The sequence below is a fragment of the Streptomyces sp. NPDC046931 genome (genome assembly GCF_040644655.1).
Taxonomy (GTDB): Bacteria; Actinomycetota; Actinomycetes; order Streptomycetales; family Streptomycetaceae; genus Streptomyces.
In genome coordinates, this window is the sequence record NZ_JBEYWX010000002.1 from 590,132 (window position 1) to 609,920 (window position 19,789).

General features: G+C 69.0%; 14 protein-coding genes. 4 read left to right on the top strand and 10 right to left on the bottom strand.

What is annotated here, in order from left to right; genetic code table 11:
* Positions 1-156 precede the first annotated feature (156 nt).
* Positions 157-606 carry a transcriptional regulator gene (locus ABZ876_RS06710; protein ID WP_361775603.1) on the bottom strand — a complete coding sequence of 150 codons (450 nt, stop codon included), beginning with the start codon at positions 604-606 and terminating at the stop codon, positions 157-159.
* A 5-nt stretch (positions 607-611) separates the two neighbouring features.
* Complete coding sequence (locus ABZ876_RS06715) at positions 612-842, bottom strand: hypothetical protein (protein WP_361775264.1); 231 nt, start codon at positions 840-842, stop codon at positions 612-614.
* Between the two features lie 515 nt (positions 843-1,357).
* Here ABZ876_RS06715 and ABZ876_RS06720 point away from each other — a divergent pair.
* Positions 1,358-1,693 (top strand): winged helix-turn-helix domain-containing protein, encoded by a 336-nt coding sequence (locus tag ABZ876_RS06720; protein WP_260845392.1) that lies wholly within the window; start codon positions 1,358-1,360, stop codon positions 1,691-1,693.
* A 158-nt stretch (positions 1,694-1,851) separates the two neighbouring features.
* Positions 1,852-3,099, top strand: a complete 1,248-nt coding sequence (locus ABZ876_RS06725; RefSeq protein WP_361775267.1) for an XRE family transcriptional regulator — start codon at positions 1,852-1,854, stop codon at positions 3,097-3,099.
* A gap of 14 nt (positions 3,100-3,113) precedes the next feature.
* Here the strand turns inward: ABZ876_RS06725 and ABZ876_RS06730 are convergent, their stop codons facing one another.
* The 6 genes from ABZ876_RS06730 to ABZ876_RS06755 form a co-directional block, all read right to left on the bottom strand.
* The gene (locus tag ABZ876_RS06730) at positions 3,114-3,572 is read right to left on the bottom strand and encodes a very short patch repair endonuclease (RefSeq protein WP_361775270.1); all 459 of its coding nucleotides are present in this window, start codon (positions 3,570-3,572) and stop codon (positions 3,114-3,116) included.
* Positions 3,573-3,595: 23 nt separating this feature from the next.
* Positions 3,596-4,729 carry a DNA cytosine methyltransferase gene (locus ABZ876_RS06735; RefSeq protein WP_361775273.1) on the bottom strand — a complete coding sequence of 378 codons (1,134 nt, stop codon included), beginning with the start codon at positions 4,727-4,729 and terminating at the stop codon, positions 3,596-3,598.
* Positions 4,726-5,592, bottom strand: a complete 867-nt coding sequence (locus ABZ876_RS06740) for a hypothetical protein (RefSeq protein ID WP_361775276.1) — start codon at positions 5,590-5,592, stop codon at positions 4,726-4,728. Before ABZ876_RS06740 ends, ABZ876_RS06735 begins: the two co-directional genes overlap by 4 nt.
* An 888-nt stretch (positions 5,593-6,480) precedes the next feature.
* A complete protein-coding gene (locus tag ABZ876_RS06745; RefSeq protein WP_361775278.1) occupies positions 6,481-8,868 on the bottom strand; it encodes a peptidoglycan recognition protein in 2,388 nt (795 codons plus the stop codon).
* A gap of 439 nt (positions 8,869-9,307) precedes the next feature.
* Positions 9,308-10,762: a glycosyltransferase family 39 protein gene (locus tag ABZ876_RS06750; protein ID WP_361775281.1), complete on the bottom strand. Its 1,455-nt coding sequence runs from the start codon at positions 10,760-10,762 to the stop codon at positions 9,308-9,310.
* A gap of 259 nt (positions 10,763-11,021) precedes the next feature.
* Complete coding sequence (locus ABZ876_RS06755; protein ID WP_361775284.1) at positions 11,022-11,747, bottom strand: RNA methyltransferase; 726 nt, start codon at positions 11,745-11,747, stop codon at positions 11,022-11,024.
* Positions 11,748-12,474: 727 nt separating this feature from the next.
* On the opposite strand from ABZ876_RS06755, the gene ABZ876_RS06760 reads away from it, so the two are divergent.
* The gene (locus ABZ876_RS06760) at positions 12,475-13,386 is read left to right on the top strand and encodes a glycosyltransferase (RefSeq protein ID WP_361775287.1); all 912 of its coding nucleotides are present in this window, start codon (positions 12,475-12,477) and stop codon (positions 13,384-13,386) included.
* Positions 13,387-13,853: 467 nt separating this feature from the next.
* A complete protein-coding gene (locus ABZ876_RS06765; RefSeq protein ID WP_361775290.1) occupies positions 13,854-17,207 on the top strand; it encodes a BTAD domain-containing putative transcriptional regulator in 3,354 nt (1,117 codons plus the stop codon).
* A gap of 33 nt (positions 17,208-17,240) precedes the next feature.
* On the opposite strand, the gene ABZ876_RS06770 is transcribed toward ABZ876_RS06765, so the two are convergent.
* A complete protein-coding gene (locus tag ABZ876_RS06770; protein WP_361775293.1) occupies positions 17,241-18,938 on the bottom strand; it encodes a bifunctional 3'-5' exonuclease/DNA polymerase in 1,698 nt (565 codons plus the stop codon).
* 66 nt (positions 18,939-19,004) lie between these two features.
* Positions 19,005-19,748, bottom strand: a complete 744-nt coding sequence (locus ABZ876_RS06775; protein ID WP_361775296.1) for a Clp protease N-terminal domain-containing protein — start codon at positions 19,746-19,748, stop codon at positions 19,005-19,007.
* Positions 19,749-19,789: the final 41 nt, after the last annotated feature.

Consider the following 19,789-nt stretch of genomic DNA (forward strand, 5'->3'; position numbering starts at 1 on the left):
TCAGGGCTCCTGATTGGAGGGACAGGGAGCCGGAGAGCCGCAGGCGTGTTGGTGAGACGGCGGCTACTCCGAGCCCCGGCCGCGAGCGCGGCAGGGGTGAGTGCCCCGGTCGGGAGTCGAACCCGGCCTACGACCATCGGAGCGGTAGTGCGAGGGTCAGACGGTGACGATGACCAGTGCGGCGACCAGCAGCCACAGGTGATGGAAGGACTGGTCAAGGGCGTACGCACCGGTGCCGATGTGCGGGTTGTCGTCATGGCCGGCGCGCGGGGCTCCGAGCCGGTAGAACTCGCCCTTGCCAGTCACCTTGGCCAGCCACGCGAGCGTGCTGCGACGGTCCGCCCACCAGTGCGTGACGGCGTCGATGCCGAGCCCGGCGACCGTGCCGAGCACCGACAGGCGCAGGTCCAGCAGCCACGCGACCGGCAATAGAACGGCGACCTTGGTGGCGGTCAGGGTTGCGGCGTGCCGGGTGTCCGCGAGACGGGCGACCCAGCCGGGACGGCCCTTGTGTGCGGACTGGTGCGAGGTCTGCACCCAGTGGTCGCCCACGCTGTGGGCGACGTACAGGGAGACGAACACGGCGGCGAAGGTGGCGGCATCCACAGCGGTCACCGGCTCTCGTCGCGAGACTGAACGAGCTGAATGGCCAGCCGGGCGAAGTGCGCAACGGCGTCGAAATCCGCGAACGTCACGCCGTGGATCTCAGCCGCCTGGATCATGTCGCGCAGGATCGTGGCGGCGTCAGCCTTCTGACTGGCGGTCGGCCGGTAGCCGGGGGCGAACTCCAGCGCAGCGGACGCGATGCGGTGACCGATGTCGTTGAGGTCGTTCTGGTTCACTGCTGCTCCTCAGTCGGAGGGACACGAGGCCGGAGTGGCCGCAGGCGTGTGGTGAGACGACGACCACTCCGGAAGCCCCGGGCCGCGGGATGCGGCAGGGGTGAGTGCCCCGGCTGGGAGTCGAACCCGGCCTACGACCATCGGGGCAGTTCTGGAAGCGAGCGGGGCCGACGGCACGAAACGCCAGGTCGGGCCCGCTGGCAGGATCAATTGCGCGGGTCTTGCGCCGCGCGGGCCGCCTTCTTGGTGCTGAGGACAGGCGGTAGATCCTCGGTCCACTGTTGAGTTCTCAAGGTGCGATCAGCGCGGGGCCCGCGGCGCGCGGCCTAAGCCGCCTTCCGACCGCCGCAAGCGGCAGTCATACGGGCAGTCCCGAACCATTCATGCAGGTCAAGCGGCCGTTATCCCCGAAGTTCCGGGCGACCTCTTGCTGACTAGCTTGCACTAGTCTGCTGTGGTGCACAACCCCTGTGGGGTGATGCGCGCTAGTTCGCTGTGGTGGGTACGCTCAGAGCATGACTGTCACAGGAGGCCCCAAGCCGAAAGCAGTGCAGGTCGCGGACGCACTACGCGACGACATCAAGAAGATGAAGCCGGGGGACAAGCTCCCGTCGCAGCGAGAGCTGATGGACCGATTCGGGTTCGCGAGCCAGACCATCCAGAACGGGTTGGCCGCACTCCGAGCCGAAGGGCTCATCGTCTCGGCCGGGAACCTCGGTAACTTCGTCGGCGACGGGTCGGCCCCCACCGGCGACGTACGCGACGACATCAAAGAAATCCGCTCCCAGATTCAGGCGTTGGCTGAACGGGTCGCAGCGCTCGAAGAACGCTCCGCCCCGGGTGGTGCGTGATCTGCAACCAGCATGCGGGGAACGGGAGTTGTGGAGTAAGTGACAGCCAGGGGACGGCGGAGCGGAGGTGGGGACATGTCCAGTGACACCCCCCTGTCCCCTTCCCTGTCCCCCCTGCTCGCGCGCGAGACTCGGAGTAGGCACTCAGAGGAGGGCGCATGACCGACGACAGGCCTGCATGGGCGCGGCGTATCGCTGCCGAACGAATGGCGCGCGACTGGTCGCAGCGCCAGGCAGTGAGGGCACTGCGAGCGCACGCTCCGACGGAGCTGCCCGCTGAAGACAGCATGATTCGCCAGTGGAAGCGCTGGGAGTCAGGTCAGATGCCGAACGACTTCTACCAGCCGATCATCGCGGCCCTCTTCGGCACAGTGACTCACGCACTCTTCCCGGCGCCCACTCGGCGGGACGGGGACAAGGAGATCCTGGCAGCGTCCGGAATGGAGACGCTGGAGATCGTGAGCCGTCTCAACCGGTCCGACGTCGACAATGCCACGCTCGATGCCCTGCGGATCACGGCGGACCGGCTCGCCTCCGAGTACCCGTTCATGCCGAGCGAACAGCTCCTCATCGAGGGGCGTCAGTGGCTTCGTCGTGTCGTCGAGCTTCACACGAAGAGCCTCACGCTCGCGCAGCACCGCGAGGTTCTCGCACTGTCCGGTTGGCTCGCGCTGCTGGTCGGCTGTGTCGAGTACGACACGGGCGACCGCCACGCGGCCGAGTCGACGCGACAAGCCGCGCTCTCACTCGCGACCGAGGCTGACAATGCGGAGGTCGCCGGGTGGGCGCACGAGATGCGTGCATGGTTCGCCCTAACTACCGGCGACTACCGCGGCGTCATCGCAGCGGCACAGGCCGGAGCCGAGACGGCGCAGCATCACGGCGTGGCCGTGCAGCTCGCGGCCCAGGAAGCCAAGGCGTGGGCGCGGATCGGGGACCGCCGGCAAGTCGAGGTGGCCTTGGACAAGGGGCGGCGGTTGCTCGAAGGGATGCCGTACCCCGAGAACCTGGACAACCACTTCGTGGTGGACCCAGCCAAGTTCGACTTCTACGCGATGGACTGCTACCGCCTGGTCGGCGAAGACAAGCTTGCGCGCACGCTCGCCGAAGAGGTGCTGAGGGCGGGAACAGACTTCGACGGCACCGAACGCTCACCTATGCGCAACGCGGAAGCCCGCGTCACGCTGGGCGTGACAGCGGCACGTGAGGGCGACTTGGAGCAGGCACTCATCATGGGGGAACAGGCCCTTGAAGGGGAGCGGCAGTCGGTGCCGTCACTCATCATGACAAGCCGGGAGCTTGCTGCCGAGATGAAGCGCCGGTATGCGACGGAGCCCGCGGCGCGAGAGTACCTTGCCCGCCTGCAGGCACTCGGACAGGAAAAGCCGGGATTCCTGCCTCAGTGACCCATTTGGCACAGTTAGGCCAGTAAGCGCGCTTTCCGTCCCGACTCAGCACGACGCAAGGTCACCACGCCCAGCACCTTTTCTGCTGCGAGGTTTGGATCCTCGTGCTCCCAAATTCGAATGGACACCCACCCAGCATCGCGCAGCAAAGAGTCTGTTTGGCGATCTCTCTCTTTGTTGCGCTGAATCTTGGGCACCCAGTAATCAGGGTTGCGGCCCGCGAGTACGCAATGCTGTGGACATCCATGCCAATAGCAACCATCCAGGAAAACAGCTACCTTGGCACGGGGAAAGACGAGATCCGCTGTACGACGAACCGAAGGCAAAGGCCGCCGGCATACGAAGTACCGCATCCCCCGGGAATGCACAGCCCGCCGCAGTTTAAGTTCCGGGGCAGTATCGCGACTGCGATTCGATCGCATGCTTGCGCGCACGCGATCACTCGATGCCCACGACCTTCGCTCACGTGCCACTACTCTATTATACGTTCACGTTCTCAACCCCGCCCCAAGGATGCACCTCGTAGACGAGTCATTCGCTCTGCATGGCGATCTTCATGAGTAGTCGTGAAGGCGGGCGGCCTGGTTGAAGGGTCGCCCTTTGTCTTCTCGGGTTTCAATTCCCAACCCAGGTACTGGGCAATGTGCTCGACAACGGCTCGCGCGAGCGGTGGCGGAACAGCATTACCCACCTGGCGATACTGCTGCAGCCTCGGCAATGGATCGGGCCAAATGAAGGAGTCCTCGAATCCTTGAATCCGGGCACTCTCGCGCACCGTCACAACCCTGTCATACTTGTAGTGAACAGGCCGCAGAGGCGAGAAGTTTCCGGACCCTGCCCGCAAGGTGAAGCTCGGGCGGTCTGGGTGCAACCGGTCATGGAAAGACTTTTTGTCCCGCATCCCCGGTTCTAGGCGAGAAAAAGCCTCCAGCATCTTTTCGCTGTGCATGGTTGGTTCGTGGTTCGGAATGTCCTTGGCCGCTTCTTCCCAAACATCCGGCAAGTCACCGATCGCGTCTTTAGCCGTGCGATATGCCTGAGTCTCACCGAACAGACTCGGCACCTCGGAATGAGTGGGAAGAGGGGGAAGATCAAAAGACTTGTGCTTCCCTGCAATACCGACAACGAACACACGCTTCCGCCCTTGCGGAACCCCGTAGTCTGCAGCATTTAGAATGGCATGCCGCACAGTGTACCCGGACTGCTCGATCATTTCGATTAGGCTCTCAAGGACACGGCCCTCGTCGAATCTTGCGAAGTTGGGCACGTTCTCAAAGAGGGCAACGCGCGGTCGAATTTCACTGACGAGGTCAGCAAAGCGATGAACTAGACCGCCTCGCTCGTCCTCAAGACCCATGCGCTTGCCAGCGATACTGTATGGCTGACAAGGAGGGCCACCAGCTAGGATGTCGACCTCACTCACACCGGCGAGCTTTAGTAGCCCTTCACCACTGGCCGCTGCAAGATCCAAGACATGCCCTGAGCAGCCCCGATATGCATGGTTGTAATCGAAAGCTCGAATGCTTGGGGCATCCTTATCGAAGCCGGCCACCACCTGAACTCCGGCATCCAGTAGCCCTGTGGAAAGTCCTCCGCAACCACTGAATAGATCGATCGCCGTTGGTGTCACAAGAGCCTCTGATCGGTTTGCCGGATAAGTTCAATCTGTGCTTCAGACAGGTGGATATCGTAAGCTGCGGAGCGCAGAATAGTCAAGTCTGCTGCTTCTTCGGTGGCGTTGAATTCCAACACGTGGACAATGGATTCGTAATCCACTTTGATCGCAAGCGGCCGCACCTCATGCCCTGGGAAGTAGGTTTCACAGAATGAAACCATAGCGCTGATCTGAACGCGGTTGATTGCGTCGGCTACGGCTTTCGCTTCAACCGGAACTATCACGGGCTGTTCGTCTTCTCGCTGAGCAATCGCTACGCTAACCTCATCCAATTCGGCTTGGCCGATGCGTGGAACGCTCTTACGAACATGACTACGAAGCCTGAAGTTCGTCAGGCCCGTGAAGTGGTCAAGGATCTTACAGTAACCAACGACAGTAAGTAGAGCTTGCTCGTCAAACTCGGCAAGTTTTTCGGGTAGAAGTCGCCGTACGGGGAGTGGGGTTAGGTCGAGGGTGCCGAGCAGCTTGTTCTCGGGGAGATCGATGATTGCCGAATCGGCCTTTCCAAGACGATACTTTCCCCGACCTACCGCACTGAGGATGAAAAAGCCCTCGTTGCGAATCAGTTCCGGAAGAACGGTCCGGGAGCGCATCCTGTAAGCAAGGTCGGCGGGATTCCGTACAGAGATACCAAGCTCTTGAGCGGCCGCTCGGATATCATCCAGGGTGAATTCTACGACTTCGTCCCCTTTGGTGTATTTCGCGTTGAAGATGTTCACCAGGATGGGGACATATACGCGACTTGAAAGGCCGTGAGTCTGAAGAGAACGGTTATCGCTCGGCATGTCGAGATCATAGTCAGCAAAAGGCTGGCTCATGACGGGTCTTCAGCAAGACAGCCACGGCTCAAGGGGCACGTGTCCGGCACCTCTACGTCAAGCGGTTGCAAACCCATGACGGACTCCTCCCACCCCACCTGTCGGGAGTAGTCCCCGGGGGCCAAACGGGGCAGCCCCACTGAGACGCGCCCGGACGGCCATGGACAGCTCTGAAGCCAACATGCACAGGTCGGTGGTCTCGTACCTAGGTCACCCAGACGTCCGATCGCGTTCGGAGCGAAGAGGTCGTGGTCTCAACTGTGGTCTCAACGCCTGTCTGTTCCAGGGCGGTCCGCAGGCGTCCACGGAAGTCTGGCACTGCCTCTGACCAGGCGCGCGAACCTCACGGCGGACGCCCGTGGACGCCTCTGGACCAAGATCGGACAACTCGTAATGCGTAGGTCTCGGGTTCGAATCCCGAAGGCGGCTCCACTGAACCCCAGGCGGAAATGCTTCCGACCTGGGGTTTTCACGTTCAGCGTGCGCGACGACGACGCGAGCGGGCTACGTGGCTGTCGGCGGTCTCAGTTTTGGTCTCGGTGGGGCTTGTCGCCCTTGTGCGTGGTGTGCCGTCCCTGAGCGCACGAATCGAAGCGTGCAGGCGCGTCCCACAGGCGTGCGGGTCGTCGCAGCCGGACCGCCACGAGAGTCAAGGCAAACGGGGCGCCGAGGCCAAGCCGTCGAAGGGGTCCTCCTACCAGCCCTGGCCGGCCCCGTGCTCCCTGATCGAAGCGTGCGGCGGGCAGCGGCCTCAGGTCGGCCCCGCCCGCATGGACCGACGTCGTTGCGCCGTGACGCAGTCAGTGCAGCGGAGATGTGCCCGCAGGAGCCCTCTGTCCGCGGACTTCTCGCGGGCGGAGGGCTCCTGCATGAGGTGCGGCAGACCGGTCAGCCGATGGTTGCGATGCCGTCGGTGGTGACGGTCGGGCGGCCCGAGGTGCCGACCACGACGATCTTCAGGGTGTGCTTGGCGGAGCTGGACCAGTTCTTCGTCCAGATCGCCTGGCGGTAGAGGGTCGTGGAGGACTTCAGGTCCACGGTGGCGACCTTGGTGCCGTCGACGTAGATGTACGCCTGGCCCGAAGTGGAGGCCCGCGAGACGATCCAGGCCACCGAGCGTCCGGTGAAGGTCCAGCTGATCGAGGCCTTGGCGGACGACGAGCTGTAGGAGTAGCCGCCCAGGTAGCTACTGCTGCTCTTACGGGTCCAGGTGCCGGTGCGGGTGGCGGAGGTCTCCTGGATGATGCTCGGCTGGCGGTAGACGGAGGCGCCGGCGCTGTTGCCGACGACGTCGTAGGCCTTCAGGGCGAACAGGTCGGAGGTGCCGGGCTTGGCACTGGTGGCCCAGGACGTGACAGTGGGGCCGAAGGTGGCCGAGGAGGGCGAGGTCGCCACCACCTTGGCCAGCACCCTGTTGTCGGCGGCCTTCCAGGTCACCGTGACCGGGACGGAGGTGGAGTTGACCGTGCCGGTGCGCAGGTTCGCGCCGGGAGCGGTCGGGAACGTGGGCGCGGTGGTGTCGCCGACCAGGGTGACGCCGCCGGACAGCGTGGTGGAGCCGCGGACGTGGGTGGCGCGCACCTGGACGGTGTGGCTGCCGGCCGTCACCGAGATCGAGGTGGAGCGAGCGGAGCCGGAGGTGTGTGCCACGGCCTTTCCGTCGACCAGGACGTCGAAGCCGGAGATCACCGCGGACGGAGTGGAGGTCGTCCAGCTCACCGTGGCCGAGCCCTTGGTGTAGTAGCTCGTCCCGGACTTGACCGCCCCGCCCGCGAGCCCGGAGACGGAGACAGCGCTGACCGGGCCGGACGCGTAGGAGCGGATGGTGCCCAGGGCGTTGTAGAGCTGGTTGCCGGGGCAGTCGGTGGCGAAGCCGTTGCGGTGGCCGGAGATGACGTTGAACGTGTAGTTCTTGCCGAGGGTGAAGCCGGAGCTGTCGGAGGAGCCCTCGGGCAGAGAGGCGGTGGCGGTGGCGGGGTCCACGCCCGTCATGCCGAACTTCCAGGCCGCGATCCGGGCGATGGAGCTCAGCAGGGCCGTGCTCGGCGTGGCTCCGGTGAAAGAGGTCTCCTGGGAGTCGCCGCCGCTGAGGTCGGTGTAGGTGCCGATGGCGGCCACACCCATGCTGTTGGTGTTGAACCCGTACGTCTGGGCGCCCACGACCGGCAGCGCCATCCCGCCGAAGCGGCCCTCGAAGATGGTGCCGCACTTGTCGACCAGGAAGTTGTAGCCGACGTCGCGCCAGCCCTGGCTGAGGTGCGCGGCGTAGAGGCTGCGCACGATCGCCGGCGAGTCCGCGCAGGAGTAGTCGTTGGGGGTGTCGGTGTGGTGGACGAACATCACCTTCACCGCCGAGCCGTACGACGGGTAGCCGGTGTCGCGGGCGCACTCGTCCGCGCCCCAGCCGGCCCGGGTGACCACGGTCGGCGGTGCCACCGTCGAGGTGGTCCCGGCCGGCATCGGGTCCGGCGCGGTCGGCGCCGCCGACGCGGAGGGGCTGCTGGAGGAGGTCGTGCAGGACGGGTACGCCTCGGACAACGACGGAAGCTGGCTCGGCCAGGACGTCGGGGACGCGCTGGGCGAGACGGAAGCGGAGGCGGAGGTCCCGGTGGACGGCGCGACGGAGGCCGAGTCCGTGTCCGTGGGGGTGTCCGTGGGGGTGTCCGTGGGCGAGGCGGAGTCCGTCGCCGTCGGGGTTCCCGAAGCGTCGTTGCCTGCTGTGGCCGTCGCGGTGTCGGTAGGGGCGACGCTGTCCGTCGGCGTCGCGGTGTCGGTGGCCGTCGCGTCCATGGCGTATCCCGCCGGGTCCATGCCGGACTGCTGCGTCGCGCCGGTGGCGGACTTGCCCGGGTCGACCAGGTCCACCCGCAGCCCGGCGGGCAGCGCGGTCGCCTTGCCCGCGCCGGTCACGCGGACCTGGATTCCGTTCGACGGGCCCGACCACATGGGCGACATCCCGCCACGCACACCGGGACGGTTCAGCTCGGCGGCGTCCGGGATGTCGTCCGGCTGCTGCATCTTCAGCCACGATGTCCAGTGGCCGCTGACAGCGGAACGGGTCCGCACCTCCACCGTGCCGCGCAGGTTGGCGTGCGCACCGTTCCAGGTGACACCCACCATGCTGAACGGAGCCGTGGACTGGGCCCCCAGCGTCTTGAGCGACGCACTGGTCCCGGTCAGGGACAGCGAGTGGACATGCGTCTTGACCGGTCCCCGCGCAGCCGACGGTCCGGCACGGCCTCCCGACCCGGCCATCGCGACGGTCGCCACAGCCACGCCGCCCCCGGCGACGACCGCCCCCAGCGCCAGCCACGTGCGTGGTTTCAGGCCGGCTCGACGACGACCGCGCCGAACCCTTTGTTCAGTTCTCATGCCCCACCCTTGAAGCCCCGTTGTCGTTGTCATCCAGCCATTGCGGGGCACAGATGTCACAGGAGTGCCCTGTAGTAACAGCGCACGCGAATGTTGAAGCGTCACACACCTCGAACCCGGGCAGGGAACAGATGCACGCCACGGTGGCTGTTGCGCCCTTGCACACCGGACGAGGGAAGTAGGGCTGCAGTAGTGCCGAGCTATCGATGGGGCGCGCTGTTTGCGGACGTCGACGGTGGGGCCGGTACGGCGGGCTGCGACACAGCGAGGCGGGCGGGTTCCGCGCTCGGAAAGCGTGTTGGGCTTGACCTTGGTACCGAGGCGCGTCCGCGTCCGGGACGCCTCAGGGGCCGGTCCGCTCGTACACCGTCACCCGCCGGCCGCGGACCTGGTCGTCCGACAACACGGTGAAGTACGTCTTGAGCACGGAGGTCTTCACCCTGTCCCGCTCCGCCGCCACCGGCTTCGCGACCTTCGCCGCGTCCGTGACCAGCAGTATGCGCCGCCGGCTCAGGATCGCGGCCCGGATCCGGGCCGGGTCGGCCTCCACGCCCTTCAGTGTTCCGGACTCTTCCGGGCTCTCCGCGAGAGCGATGTCCCGCACACCCGTGAAGGCGTCGGGGGAGACCAGCCTGGTGTCCCGCCGTGCCGCCGGTATGAAGAGCACCGCGTCCCCGGCCTTCTTGAGCCCCCGCACGTCTGCCGCCGCCGCCAGAACGTCGTCCACCCGGCTCGCCGGGGACCGCTTGGCCAGGCACTGCGGCAGCAGCGCCACCATCGCCACGGCGACCACCACGGGAAGGATCCCCATCGACGCCCTCGGGAGCCGTGGCGTGGCCGCTCGTATCGCCGCAGCCAGCGCCGCCCCGATCAGCAGCGCCAGACCGAGCAGGCTGAACAGAACGTACCGGTCCAGAAACAGCGGCCTGACCAGGGAGAGGCCGATCAGGGCGATCTGCGGCACCGCCAGCAACGGCAGCCCCACGGCCGCCGCCGACAGCCGGCCTCTCCGCGGCCGGTCCGGCAGGGCTCCGAGGCCGCCGATCGCCAGCAGGATCGCCGGGCCGATCAGCATGTGCCAGGTCAGCGGCGGAATCCAGGAAATCTGGTCGGACTGGCCCCGGCTGAACAGGACCAACGGCAGCACACACGCGGTCGCGGCCGCCGAGGTCGCCGCCCAGCGTGTCCACGTCCCGCGCGCGGCACGCGTCCAGATCAGGGTCGCCGCGTGCGCGGGCAGAACCAGCAGCGACAGCCAGTTCAGCAACCCGCACGTCAGGACGGTGCCGCCGTACGCCGCCCAGCGCACCGCCCCGCCTCGCCCCTGGAGCACGGTCACCAGCAACAGGGTGGAGACCGCGGCGCCGGCCGCGACCAGTGCGTAGGGGCGGCCCTCCTGGAGATAGAACTGCACGGCCGGGAGCAGCCCGAACGCCAGCCCTCCTGCCAGCCCCGCCCAGGCCCCGGCCAGCCGTCGGCCGATGACCGCCAGACAGCCCGCCGCCACCGCCATGGCCAGCACGGAGGGCAGCCGCAGGGTCGTGGTGCTGGGTCCGAAAAGTTCGAACAGTCCGTGCATCAGCAGGTAGTAGAGCCCGTGCACGGCATCGACCTGCCCCAGCATGTGCCGGATCTCGGCGGTGGAACGTCCGGCCACCTGCCAGGTCGCGGCCTCGTCCCGCCACACGCTGTGCTGCCGGGACAGCCCCCACAGGCCGAGGCCGATGGTCCACAGCACGGGGATGGGCCAGACGGGCAGGCGACGCCGGCGAGCGACCGTGAGGGACGTCGAAGTCATGTAGATGTGGCGCCTCGAGGGAGTGGTGCGAACCGATGTCAGCGGTTCGTGGACACGAAGAAGAGGCACCGGAGGGGCCGTTGGGTTGCTCGGGGCGCCGGAGAAGGGACGAAGTCGTTATGGTCCGGGGGAGGAAGGGGGACAAGTCGGCGCTCGGCAAGGCGCCGACAACGGGCGCCCGGCCGCCTTGCCGGAGTGTTTCCCGGTCACGCTCGACGCCGGTGCCCGGCACACGGCGGCCGGGTCGGCACGGCGGTTCTCAGCGGTGTCCGTCTGCCATACGCTGCCGGACGGCCTCGTAGGTGAAGAGGGCGGCCGACACCGCGACGTTGAGCGAGTCCACCTGGCCGAACATGGGGATCTTCGCCTTGGTGTGACTGCCTGCCAGCCACTGGTCGGACAGGCCGTACTTCTCGCTGCCGACCAGGATCGCCGTGGCGCCGGACATGTCGACGTCCGCCATCAGCACATCCGTGTCGGGGGTCGTGGCGACGACCTTCACCGAGTGCTCGGCCAGCCAGTGCATGACCTCCTCGGAGTCGGCCGAGGCGATCGGGACGGCGAACACGGTGCCCTTGCTGGCCCGGATCACGTTCGGGTTCCCCCAGTCGGTCACCGGGTTGGCGGAGATGACGGCGGTCACTCCGGCCGCGTCCGCGGTGCGCAGCATCGAGCCCAGGTTGCCGGGCTTCTCGACGCTCTCGCACACGAGGAAGAGGGACCTGTCGTCGACCTTGATACGGGACAGGTCGGTCTCGATGTCCGGTACGACGGCGAGCCAGCCGTCCGGTCCCTCGCGGTAGGCGGCCTTGTCGAAGGCCTGCCGGCTCAGGCTGAACAGGGCGGCCCCGCGTTCGGCCGCGCGGTCCAGGACGTTCCTCGGGTCCGAATCCCCGGTCAGCGCCGGGCAGAAATACAGCTCGCGGGGACGGACTCCGGCCCGCAGGGCGAGATCCAGCTCCTCATAACCCTCCACGAGGGTCACTCCGGAATTCTGCCTGTTCCGTCGGCGGCGGAGGGCGGCGAGTTCCTTCACATGAGGATTGCTGGGGCTGGAGATTTCCTTGGGCGAACCAGCCCGCGGGTTGGACGGCATCGGCGGTGGGAATCACGGCGCCTTTCGGGCTCCGATCCTCCGTCCCCTTTCTCTTGTGCACTGCGCGCGGTCGTGGTCAGGGTACCGGACCCGGTGGGCCGTCGCTTCGCGGTCGCCGAGCGCTCAGCGGAGGCTGTGGGCCGGCCGCGGCTACGGCTGTGAGGGCGACGGAGGGACGGCCGGCGGCGACGCCTTCGAAGGGGAGCGAAGGTGGAGAGTTCGCGTCAGCTCTCCGAATTCGGTTGAAGAGCGTCGTGCGTCGGAGAGTGGGTTCGTGTGTGGGTTGCCGGGTGGGAATCAATCGATTCTGGGGGGATGTCGCATTACCGAATTCGGTAATCGGCGGCGAATTTCCGGTCGGGGTGAGTGTGCCGGGAGCCGGGAGCCGGGAGCCGGGAGCCGGGGGGCGGGGGGCGGGGGGCGGGGGGCCGGGGCAGGGGTGGTGGCGGCGCTGCGCCGCCCTCCGGGGAGGAGGCGGGCCCGCTCGCGAGGCCCGAAACGTGCCCGACCGGTCAGAAAATCATCCGGCGCGAGGAGAACCGGGTGACTCCTGGCGTCCTCTTGGTTAACGGTTAGCATCGCGTGCACAGTCGTCGGCCGGGATGGGGTGGGTGTCGTGTCGCAGCCGCAGCAGGAGCCGGGGCCCCGTATCGCCGTCGCCGTCGTCACCATGGGCAATCGTCCCGCGGAGGTCGACGCCCTCCTCACCTCCGTCGCCAAGCAGGACCTAGCCCCGTCCCGCATCGTCATCGTCGGCAATGGCTGCCCCCTGCCCGAGTTCGCCGAGCGCCTCGGCCTTCCCGGTGAGGTCACCTGCATCGAGGTCGACGAGAACCTCGGCTGCCCCGGCGGGCGAAACGTTGCCCTTGCCCGGCTCCGGGAGTTCGGGGACGTCGACGTCGTGGTCGAACTGGACGACGACGGACTGCTCGTGGACGCCGACGTCCTCCGGCGAGTACGGGATCTCTACGCGGCCGACCCCAGGCTGGGCATCGTCGGTTTCCGTATCGCCGATGAGCACGGCGAGACCCAGCGGCGGCATGTGCCGCGAGTCGGGGCCGCCGATCCGCTGCGTGGCGGACCGGTGACCGGGTTCCTGGGCGGGGGCCATGCGCTGTCCATGGCGATGCTCGCCGAGACCGGGGACTGGCCCGCCGAGTTCTTCTTCGCGCACGAGGAGACGGACCTCGCCTGGCGGGCGGCCGACGCCGGCTGGACCATCCTCTACGTGCCCGAACTGCTTCTCCGGCACCCGAAGACCTCGCCCGCCCGGCACGCCATCTACTACCGGGTCACTGCGCGCAACCGGGTATGGCTCGTGCGGCGGCGGCTGCCCCTGCCGCTCATCCCCGTGCACCTCGGCGTCTGGATCGCCGTCACCCTCCTGCGCACACGGTCGGTCGGCGGGTTGAGAGCCTGGTTCGGCGGATTCGTGGAGGGTCTGCGGACCTCGGGCGGGGAGCGCCGGCCCATGCGCTGGCGCACCGTGTGGCGGTTGACGAGACTCGGCCGACCGCCTGTTCTCTAGCACGTCCGCAATACGTCCCCGACACGTCCGCGGGTGGTAGGTCCCCAGTACGTCCGCGGGTAGTACCTCCCCAGTACGTCCGCGGGCCAGGCGTCGTCGAATGACGAAGGACCCGGTCGTTCACCTCTGCCGACCGGGCCCTTGCTTCCGGAATCCGGCCGCGGCGGCGACACTCCCCCGAGCTGCGCATCTACGCGCGCACCGTCGGGCCAGATCCGATGAAGGGATCACATCAGGCCACGCCAACAGATCGCTAACATGTGGCCAACGGTTCTCCAAGGAGCCGTGAGCTGGTCGGTTCCCCGGAGGACTCGTGGGCCGGACGGTCGAAACTCGCCGCACGCGGACGCGAAGTCCACGGCGGAACGCGGCGGTTGTGCCGCACGGCAGGGCGGTGCGGGGCAGCCGTGCCGCACGATGAGGTGAGGCACGGCGGTCGGGCCGTGCGGAAGGGCAGCGGGGCGGCTATGCGGCACGGGCTGCGTTTCGGACTGCTGGGTCCGCCCGTCATGTACGACATCGACGGCGAGAGCCGGCCGATCGGCAGCGGCAAGATGCGTGCCCTGCTGGTCGCGCTGTTGCTGGAGCCCGGCCGGGTCGTCTCGGTCGACGCGCTCAAGGACGCCCTGTGGGGTGGCGCCCCGCCGGCCTCCGCGCAGGCGTCCCTCCAGAACCACGTCACGCGCCTGCGCCGCCTGCTGGGCGAGGACGGCCCCGAACGGCTGCGGGCCGTGCCGCCCGGCTATCTCCTGCGGGTTCACGAGGGTGAGCTGGACATCCGCGTCTTCGAGGGGCACGTTTCCGCGGCCCGCGCCGCGCACACCGGCCGTGACTGGGAGCGCACCGTCGACGAGGCGTCCGCCGCGCTCGCGCTATGGCGCGGAGCCCCACTCGACGGACTGTCCCCGGAGGCCGGGGGACATGCGCTGGCGCAGCGTCTGGAGGAGGCGCGGCTGCTGGTCCTGGAGTGGCGGCACGACGCCGAGCTGCACCTCGGCGGTGTCCGGCTCGGCGGTCTCGTACCGGAGCTGGCCGCGCTGGTGGCCGAACACCCGCTGCGGGAGGGCTTCCATCGGCTGCTCATGCTCGTACTGCACCGTACCGGCCGCCCGGCCGAGGCCCTGGCCGTCCACCGCGATCTGCGGGAACGTCTCATCGAGGAACTCGGGGTCGAGCCCGGCGGCGCGGTGCGCGAGGCCCATCTGGAGATCCTCCGGGACGACCAGGGTGCGCCCGGACGGCGACAGGGGAGCGTCGGACCTGCGCATGCCGGCGGCACCCGAGGGGAAGACAACGGCACCGACGGCATCCGCGCCCGCCGTACCGGCACCAACGGCATGGCGGCGGACGGTGGGCACATCGGTGGCAGACGCGGCGGCGATGGGGAGACCGGCGGCAGGGACGCCGGTGGCGGAAATGCCGACGGCTGGGACGTCGACGGCTGGGACGTCGACGGTGCGGACGCCGGCGACAGAAACGCCGACGGCAGGGATTCCAGCGGCAGGAATTCCAGCGGCAGGGACTCCAACGGCAGGGACTCCAACGGCGGAAACGTCCGCCGCACGACCCCCGACGGAACGCACGCCGCAGGCGAACCCGCAGCTCACGGCGCCCCCGGCGCAGGTGCCCCCGCCGCCCCCGACCTGCCCTGGACCGCTCACGGCGTACCCCGGCCCGCCCAACTTCCCCCGGCGCCCGCCCACTTCACCGGCCGCAACGCCGTTCGCGACGCACTGCTGCGCTTCCTCGGAGCCGAACGCGACACCCCTCGCGTCGCCGTGCTCAGTGGTATGGCCGGGGTCGGCAAGAGCGCGCTCGCGCTGTTTGTCGCGCACGGGCTGCGGAAACGTTTCACCGACGGCCAGCTCTACATCAATCTGCACGGCGCCACGCCCGGTATGACCCCGCTCACCCCCGAGCAGGCGCTCACCGCACTGCTGTGCGACCTCGGCGCCGAGCCCCGTCGTATCCCCGCACACCCGGACGCGGCGGCCGCGCTGCTGCGCTCACTGCTGGCCCCCACCCGCACCCTGATGGTGCTGGACGACGCCGCGAACGCGGCCCAGGTGAGACCGCTGCTGCCCGGCGGACCCGGTTGTGCGGTGATCGTGACGAGCCGTTCTCCGCTCACCGCGCTCGACGGCGCCCACCGGGTCCCGCTCGCCCCCCTGTCCGACGAGGACAGTGCGGCTCTGCTCCGCGCGGTCTCCGGCAGGGACGGGCTCGACGCCACGCATCCGCTGGTCGAACTCGCCGGCCGGCTGCCGCTCGCCCTGCGTGTCGTCGCCGCACGGCTCGCCGCCCGCCGCGCGCTCGCCCCGGACGTCCTGGCCGGCCAGCTGGCCGCCACCGAGGGCCGGCTGCACCACCTGGAGTACGACGACCTGAGTGTGCGCAGATCACTCGCCGTCGCGCACGACGCCCTGCGGGCCTCGGACCGCGAGGCGGACCGGGACGCGGCGCGGGCACTCGGCCGTATCGGCGCGCTGGACCTGCCCGGCTACGGGGCGGCCCTGCTCGCCCGCCTCCTCGGCACGGACGAGCGCCGTGCCGAGGCCGCCCTCGACCGGCTCGTCGATGTCGCCCTCCTGGAGGAGACGGCGTACGGGCGGTACGCACCCCACGACCTCGTCCGGGACTTCGCCCGCGAGACCGCGGCGAGCGAAGAGGCCACGGGCCGCGGTACGGCGAAACCCGCGGAGCCCTCTCCCGCGGACGCCGCTCTGCGCTGGTACACCGCCATGGCCACCCGCGCCTACGAGGCCACCGTCGAGTCGGGCACCGAGCGTGAGGACAGGCTGCGGGCGACCCCCTCACAGCCCGAGTCGTACGCCGCGGACGTGGCGGCTGTGCCCGTCTTCGGGTCCGCGCGGGCCGCCGCCGACTGGATCGTCCTCGAACTGGACAACGTGGTCGCCCTGGTGGAGCGCCATGCCGACACCTCCAGCCATGTCCCGCTGCTCGTCCGCCTGATCGCTCCCCATCTCCAGCGCCGCGGCCGCCTCGCCGAGTTGGAGGTGCTCGTGTGTGCCGCCCTGCGCGGTGCGCGCCGGCTCGGAGACGCGCCCGCGCAGGCGTTCGCGCTGCTGGACCTGGCCGGTCTGCATTGTCTGAAGGGCCACGGCAACGACGCGCTCGCCCGGCTCGACGTGGCGCTGGAGACATGGCGGCGCCTCGAGCACCTCTCCTGCCTGCTCCGGGGCCTCAACAATCGCGCGGTGCTGCTGGAGCGGCTCGGCCGGTACGAGGAGACCGGCGAGACGCTGCGGCAGTGCCTGGAGTACACGCGGATCCTGGACGACCCCATGCAGGAGGCCCTCACCTACAGCAACCTCGGCAACCTCTATGCGCACACCGACCCGCGGGCGGCCGTCGTCCACCACCGCCGGAGCCTGGAGATCGGGGAGCGGATGGGCCATGTCGTCGTCCGCCACACCGCGCACTGCAACATCGGCTTCGCCCATCTCACGCTCGGCGAGCCGGACGCCGCCGTACCGCACTTCGAGGAGAGCCTGCGCATCCTCGGCGGCCACGGACACTGGCAGGGCGAGTCGCAGACCCGGCTCGGGCTGGTGCAGGCGCTGCGGGAGCGGGGGGATTCGGAGCGGGCCGCGCAGGAGTGCGATGTGCTGATGAAACTGGCCCGCCGGCGCGGCGACTGCTATGTCGAGGGACTCGCCCGCCACCAGCGGGGTCTGCTCCACATGGCGGACGGCGAGGCAGAGGAGGCCCGCCGGCAGTGGAGGTCCGCCCTCGCCGCGCTGGACGCCACGGACAGTCCGGTGGCCGGGGAACTCAGGGAACTGCTGGCGGAAGCGTGAGCCGAGCCGGGCGGCACCGCCCGCAGGGCGACTTCACTTCGCGTCGGCATAGCACTCCACGACCGCCGTGGTGAACGGAATGCGTACCGGTGTCTCGCCGAACGTCAGCCGCATCGCCAGGTCCGAAGCCTCCTGGATCGCCGCGACCACCGTGTCCGCCTCCTCGGCCGGGCAGTGCACGATCACCTCGTCGTGCTGGAAGAAGACCAGCTCGGCGGAGAGGTCCGCGCAGAAGCGGCGCAGGGCGGCCAGGAGCACCAGGGCCCAGTCGGCGGCGCTGCCCTGCACCACGAAGTTGCGCGCGAAGCGGCCGCGGGCACGGGAGTTCGTGGAGGCGTATCCCGGCATCCACTGCTGCGGTTCAACGGCCGCGCCCTCCGTGCCGTCCTCCTGCGGAATGCCCGCCTCCTCCGTGGCGTCCTCGGATGCGCCGGCCGCCGGCGGGGACGTCCGTCCGAGCCAGGTGCGGACGAGCCGGCCTTCCTCGCCCGCGCGGGCCGCGTCGTCGACGTACGCGACGGCTCTGGGAAAGCGGCGGCGCAGGGCTGCGAGGTTCTTCAGGCCGTCGCCGGAGGTCTGGCCGTAGATCGCGCCGAGCACGGCGAGCTTGGCCTGGGCACGGTCGCCGGAGAACGCGCGGTCCGACACCGACTGGTAGAGGTCGGCCTCGCGTCCCGCCACCTCCATGAAGGCCGGATCGCGCGAGATCGCGGCGAGGATCCGCGGCTCCATCTGCGCGGCGTCGGCCACGACCAGCCGCCAGCCCGGGTCGGCGACGACGGCCCGCCGGATGACCTTGGGGATCTGGAGGGCGCCGCCGCCGTTGGTGACCCAGCGGCCGGTGACCGTGCCGCCCGGCAGGTACTCGGGACGGAAGCGGCCGTCGCGCACCCAGGCCTGGAGCCAGGACCAGCCATGGGCGACCCAGATGCGGTACAGCCGCTTGTACTCCAGGAGGGGCTTCACGGCGGGGTGGTCGACGGACTCGATCTCCCAGCGGCGGGTGGACCGCACCCGGATACCGGCCTGTGCGAACGCCTTGACGACGTCGGCGGGCAGATCGGGTCTCACCCTGCGGCCGAAGGCGGCCGACACCTCGTCGGCCAGTTCGGCCAGCCGCCGGGGTTCGCCGCCGCCTGCGTACCGCTCGCCGAGCAGTTCGTGGAGCACTTCCCGGTGGACGTCGGCACTCCAGGGCAGTCCGGACCGGTTCATCTCGCAGGCCACGAGCATCCCGGCCGATTCGACTGCGGTGAGCAGCCGCATGCGGTCCGGGTGCGTGGTGGCGTCGTGCCGGCGCTGCTGGTCCGCGTAGACCTCGACGAGGTCCTTGAGGGGGACGCGGACGGGGCGCGGCTCGAAAAGGGAGGACTGCGAGCCGGGCTCGGCGGAGCGCGGCGGAGGATCCGGCGGTACGGGGCCGCCGCGCAGCCGGGCCAGCGCGGCGGCGGCCGAGCGGGGCTCACCGAGGCGTCCCTCGTGGCCGAGGAGGAGGGTCTCGGCGGCCTCGACGTCGTAGCACCGGTCGACTCGCACCCCCGTGGCGAGCAGACGCGGCTGGACGTCGGCGGTGGACCGCCACACCCACCGGGTGACCTCGGGCCGTGCCCGCACGGCCGCGGCGAGATCCTCCTCCTTGACCACGGGCCCGGCGGGCAGGCCGTCCGGGCCGAGGGCGGCGACCTCCACGCCGCCGTCCTCGGCCGGAGCGAGAGCCCAGCGCCCGGTCATGTCTCCGAGTCTGGCAGGGGGGTCTGACAACGGGCCGGGACGTGCGGTGACGTCGTCCGGGCGTGCTCAGTCCTGCTGCCCTTGCTGCCCGAGTGCCGCGCTGATCCTGGACAGTTCCGCCGTGAGGTGTTCCTCGGTCGCCGTCTTGTCGAGCCCGAGACCGGACAGCGGACCCTCGCCGTTCTCCAGTTCCAGGAGGGCGAGCAGGATGTGCTCGGTGCCGATGTAGTTGTGGCCCAGGCGGAGGGCTTCGCGGAAGGTGAGTTCGAGGGCCTTCTTGGCGGCGGGGGCGTACGGAACGAGTTCAGGGACCTCCTCGGCGCGGGGCGGCAGCGCCGAGGCCGCCGCCTCGCGCACCGCGTCCAGGGAGACGCCGCTCGCGACGATCGCCTTGGCGCCGAGGCCGTCCGGCTCGGCGAGCAGGCCCAGGACGAGGTGCCCGGGCACGGTCTCGCCGTTGCCCGCCTCCTTCGCCGCGTTGTGCGCGGCCATGACCACGTTGCGCGCGCGGGGCGTGTAGCGGCTGAAGCCCTGGCCGGGGTCGAGGTCCGCGGACTCCTTGGGGACGAAGCGCTTCTGGGCCGCCTGCCGGGTCACGCCCATGCTCTTGCCGATGTCGGTCCAGGACGCTCCCGAGCGCCGGGCCTGGTCGACGAAGTGGCCGATCAGGTGGTCGGCCACGTCGTCGAGGTGCTCCGCGGCGAGAACCGCGTCCTGGAGCTGGTCCAGGGCGTCGGTGTGCACCTTCTTGATGGCTTCGATGAGGTCGTCGAGGCGAAGATTCGCTGTGATGTGAGGCTTGGCCGTCATGTGTCAACGGTAGGTTGACAGTTGCCGGCTCGTCAACCCGA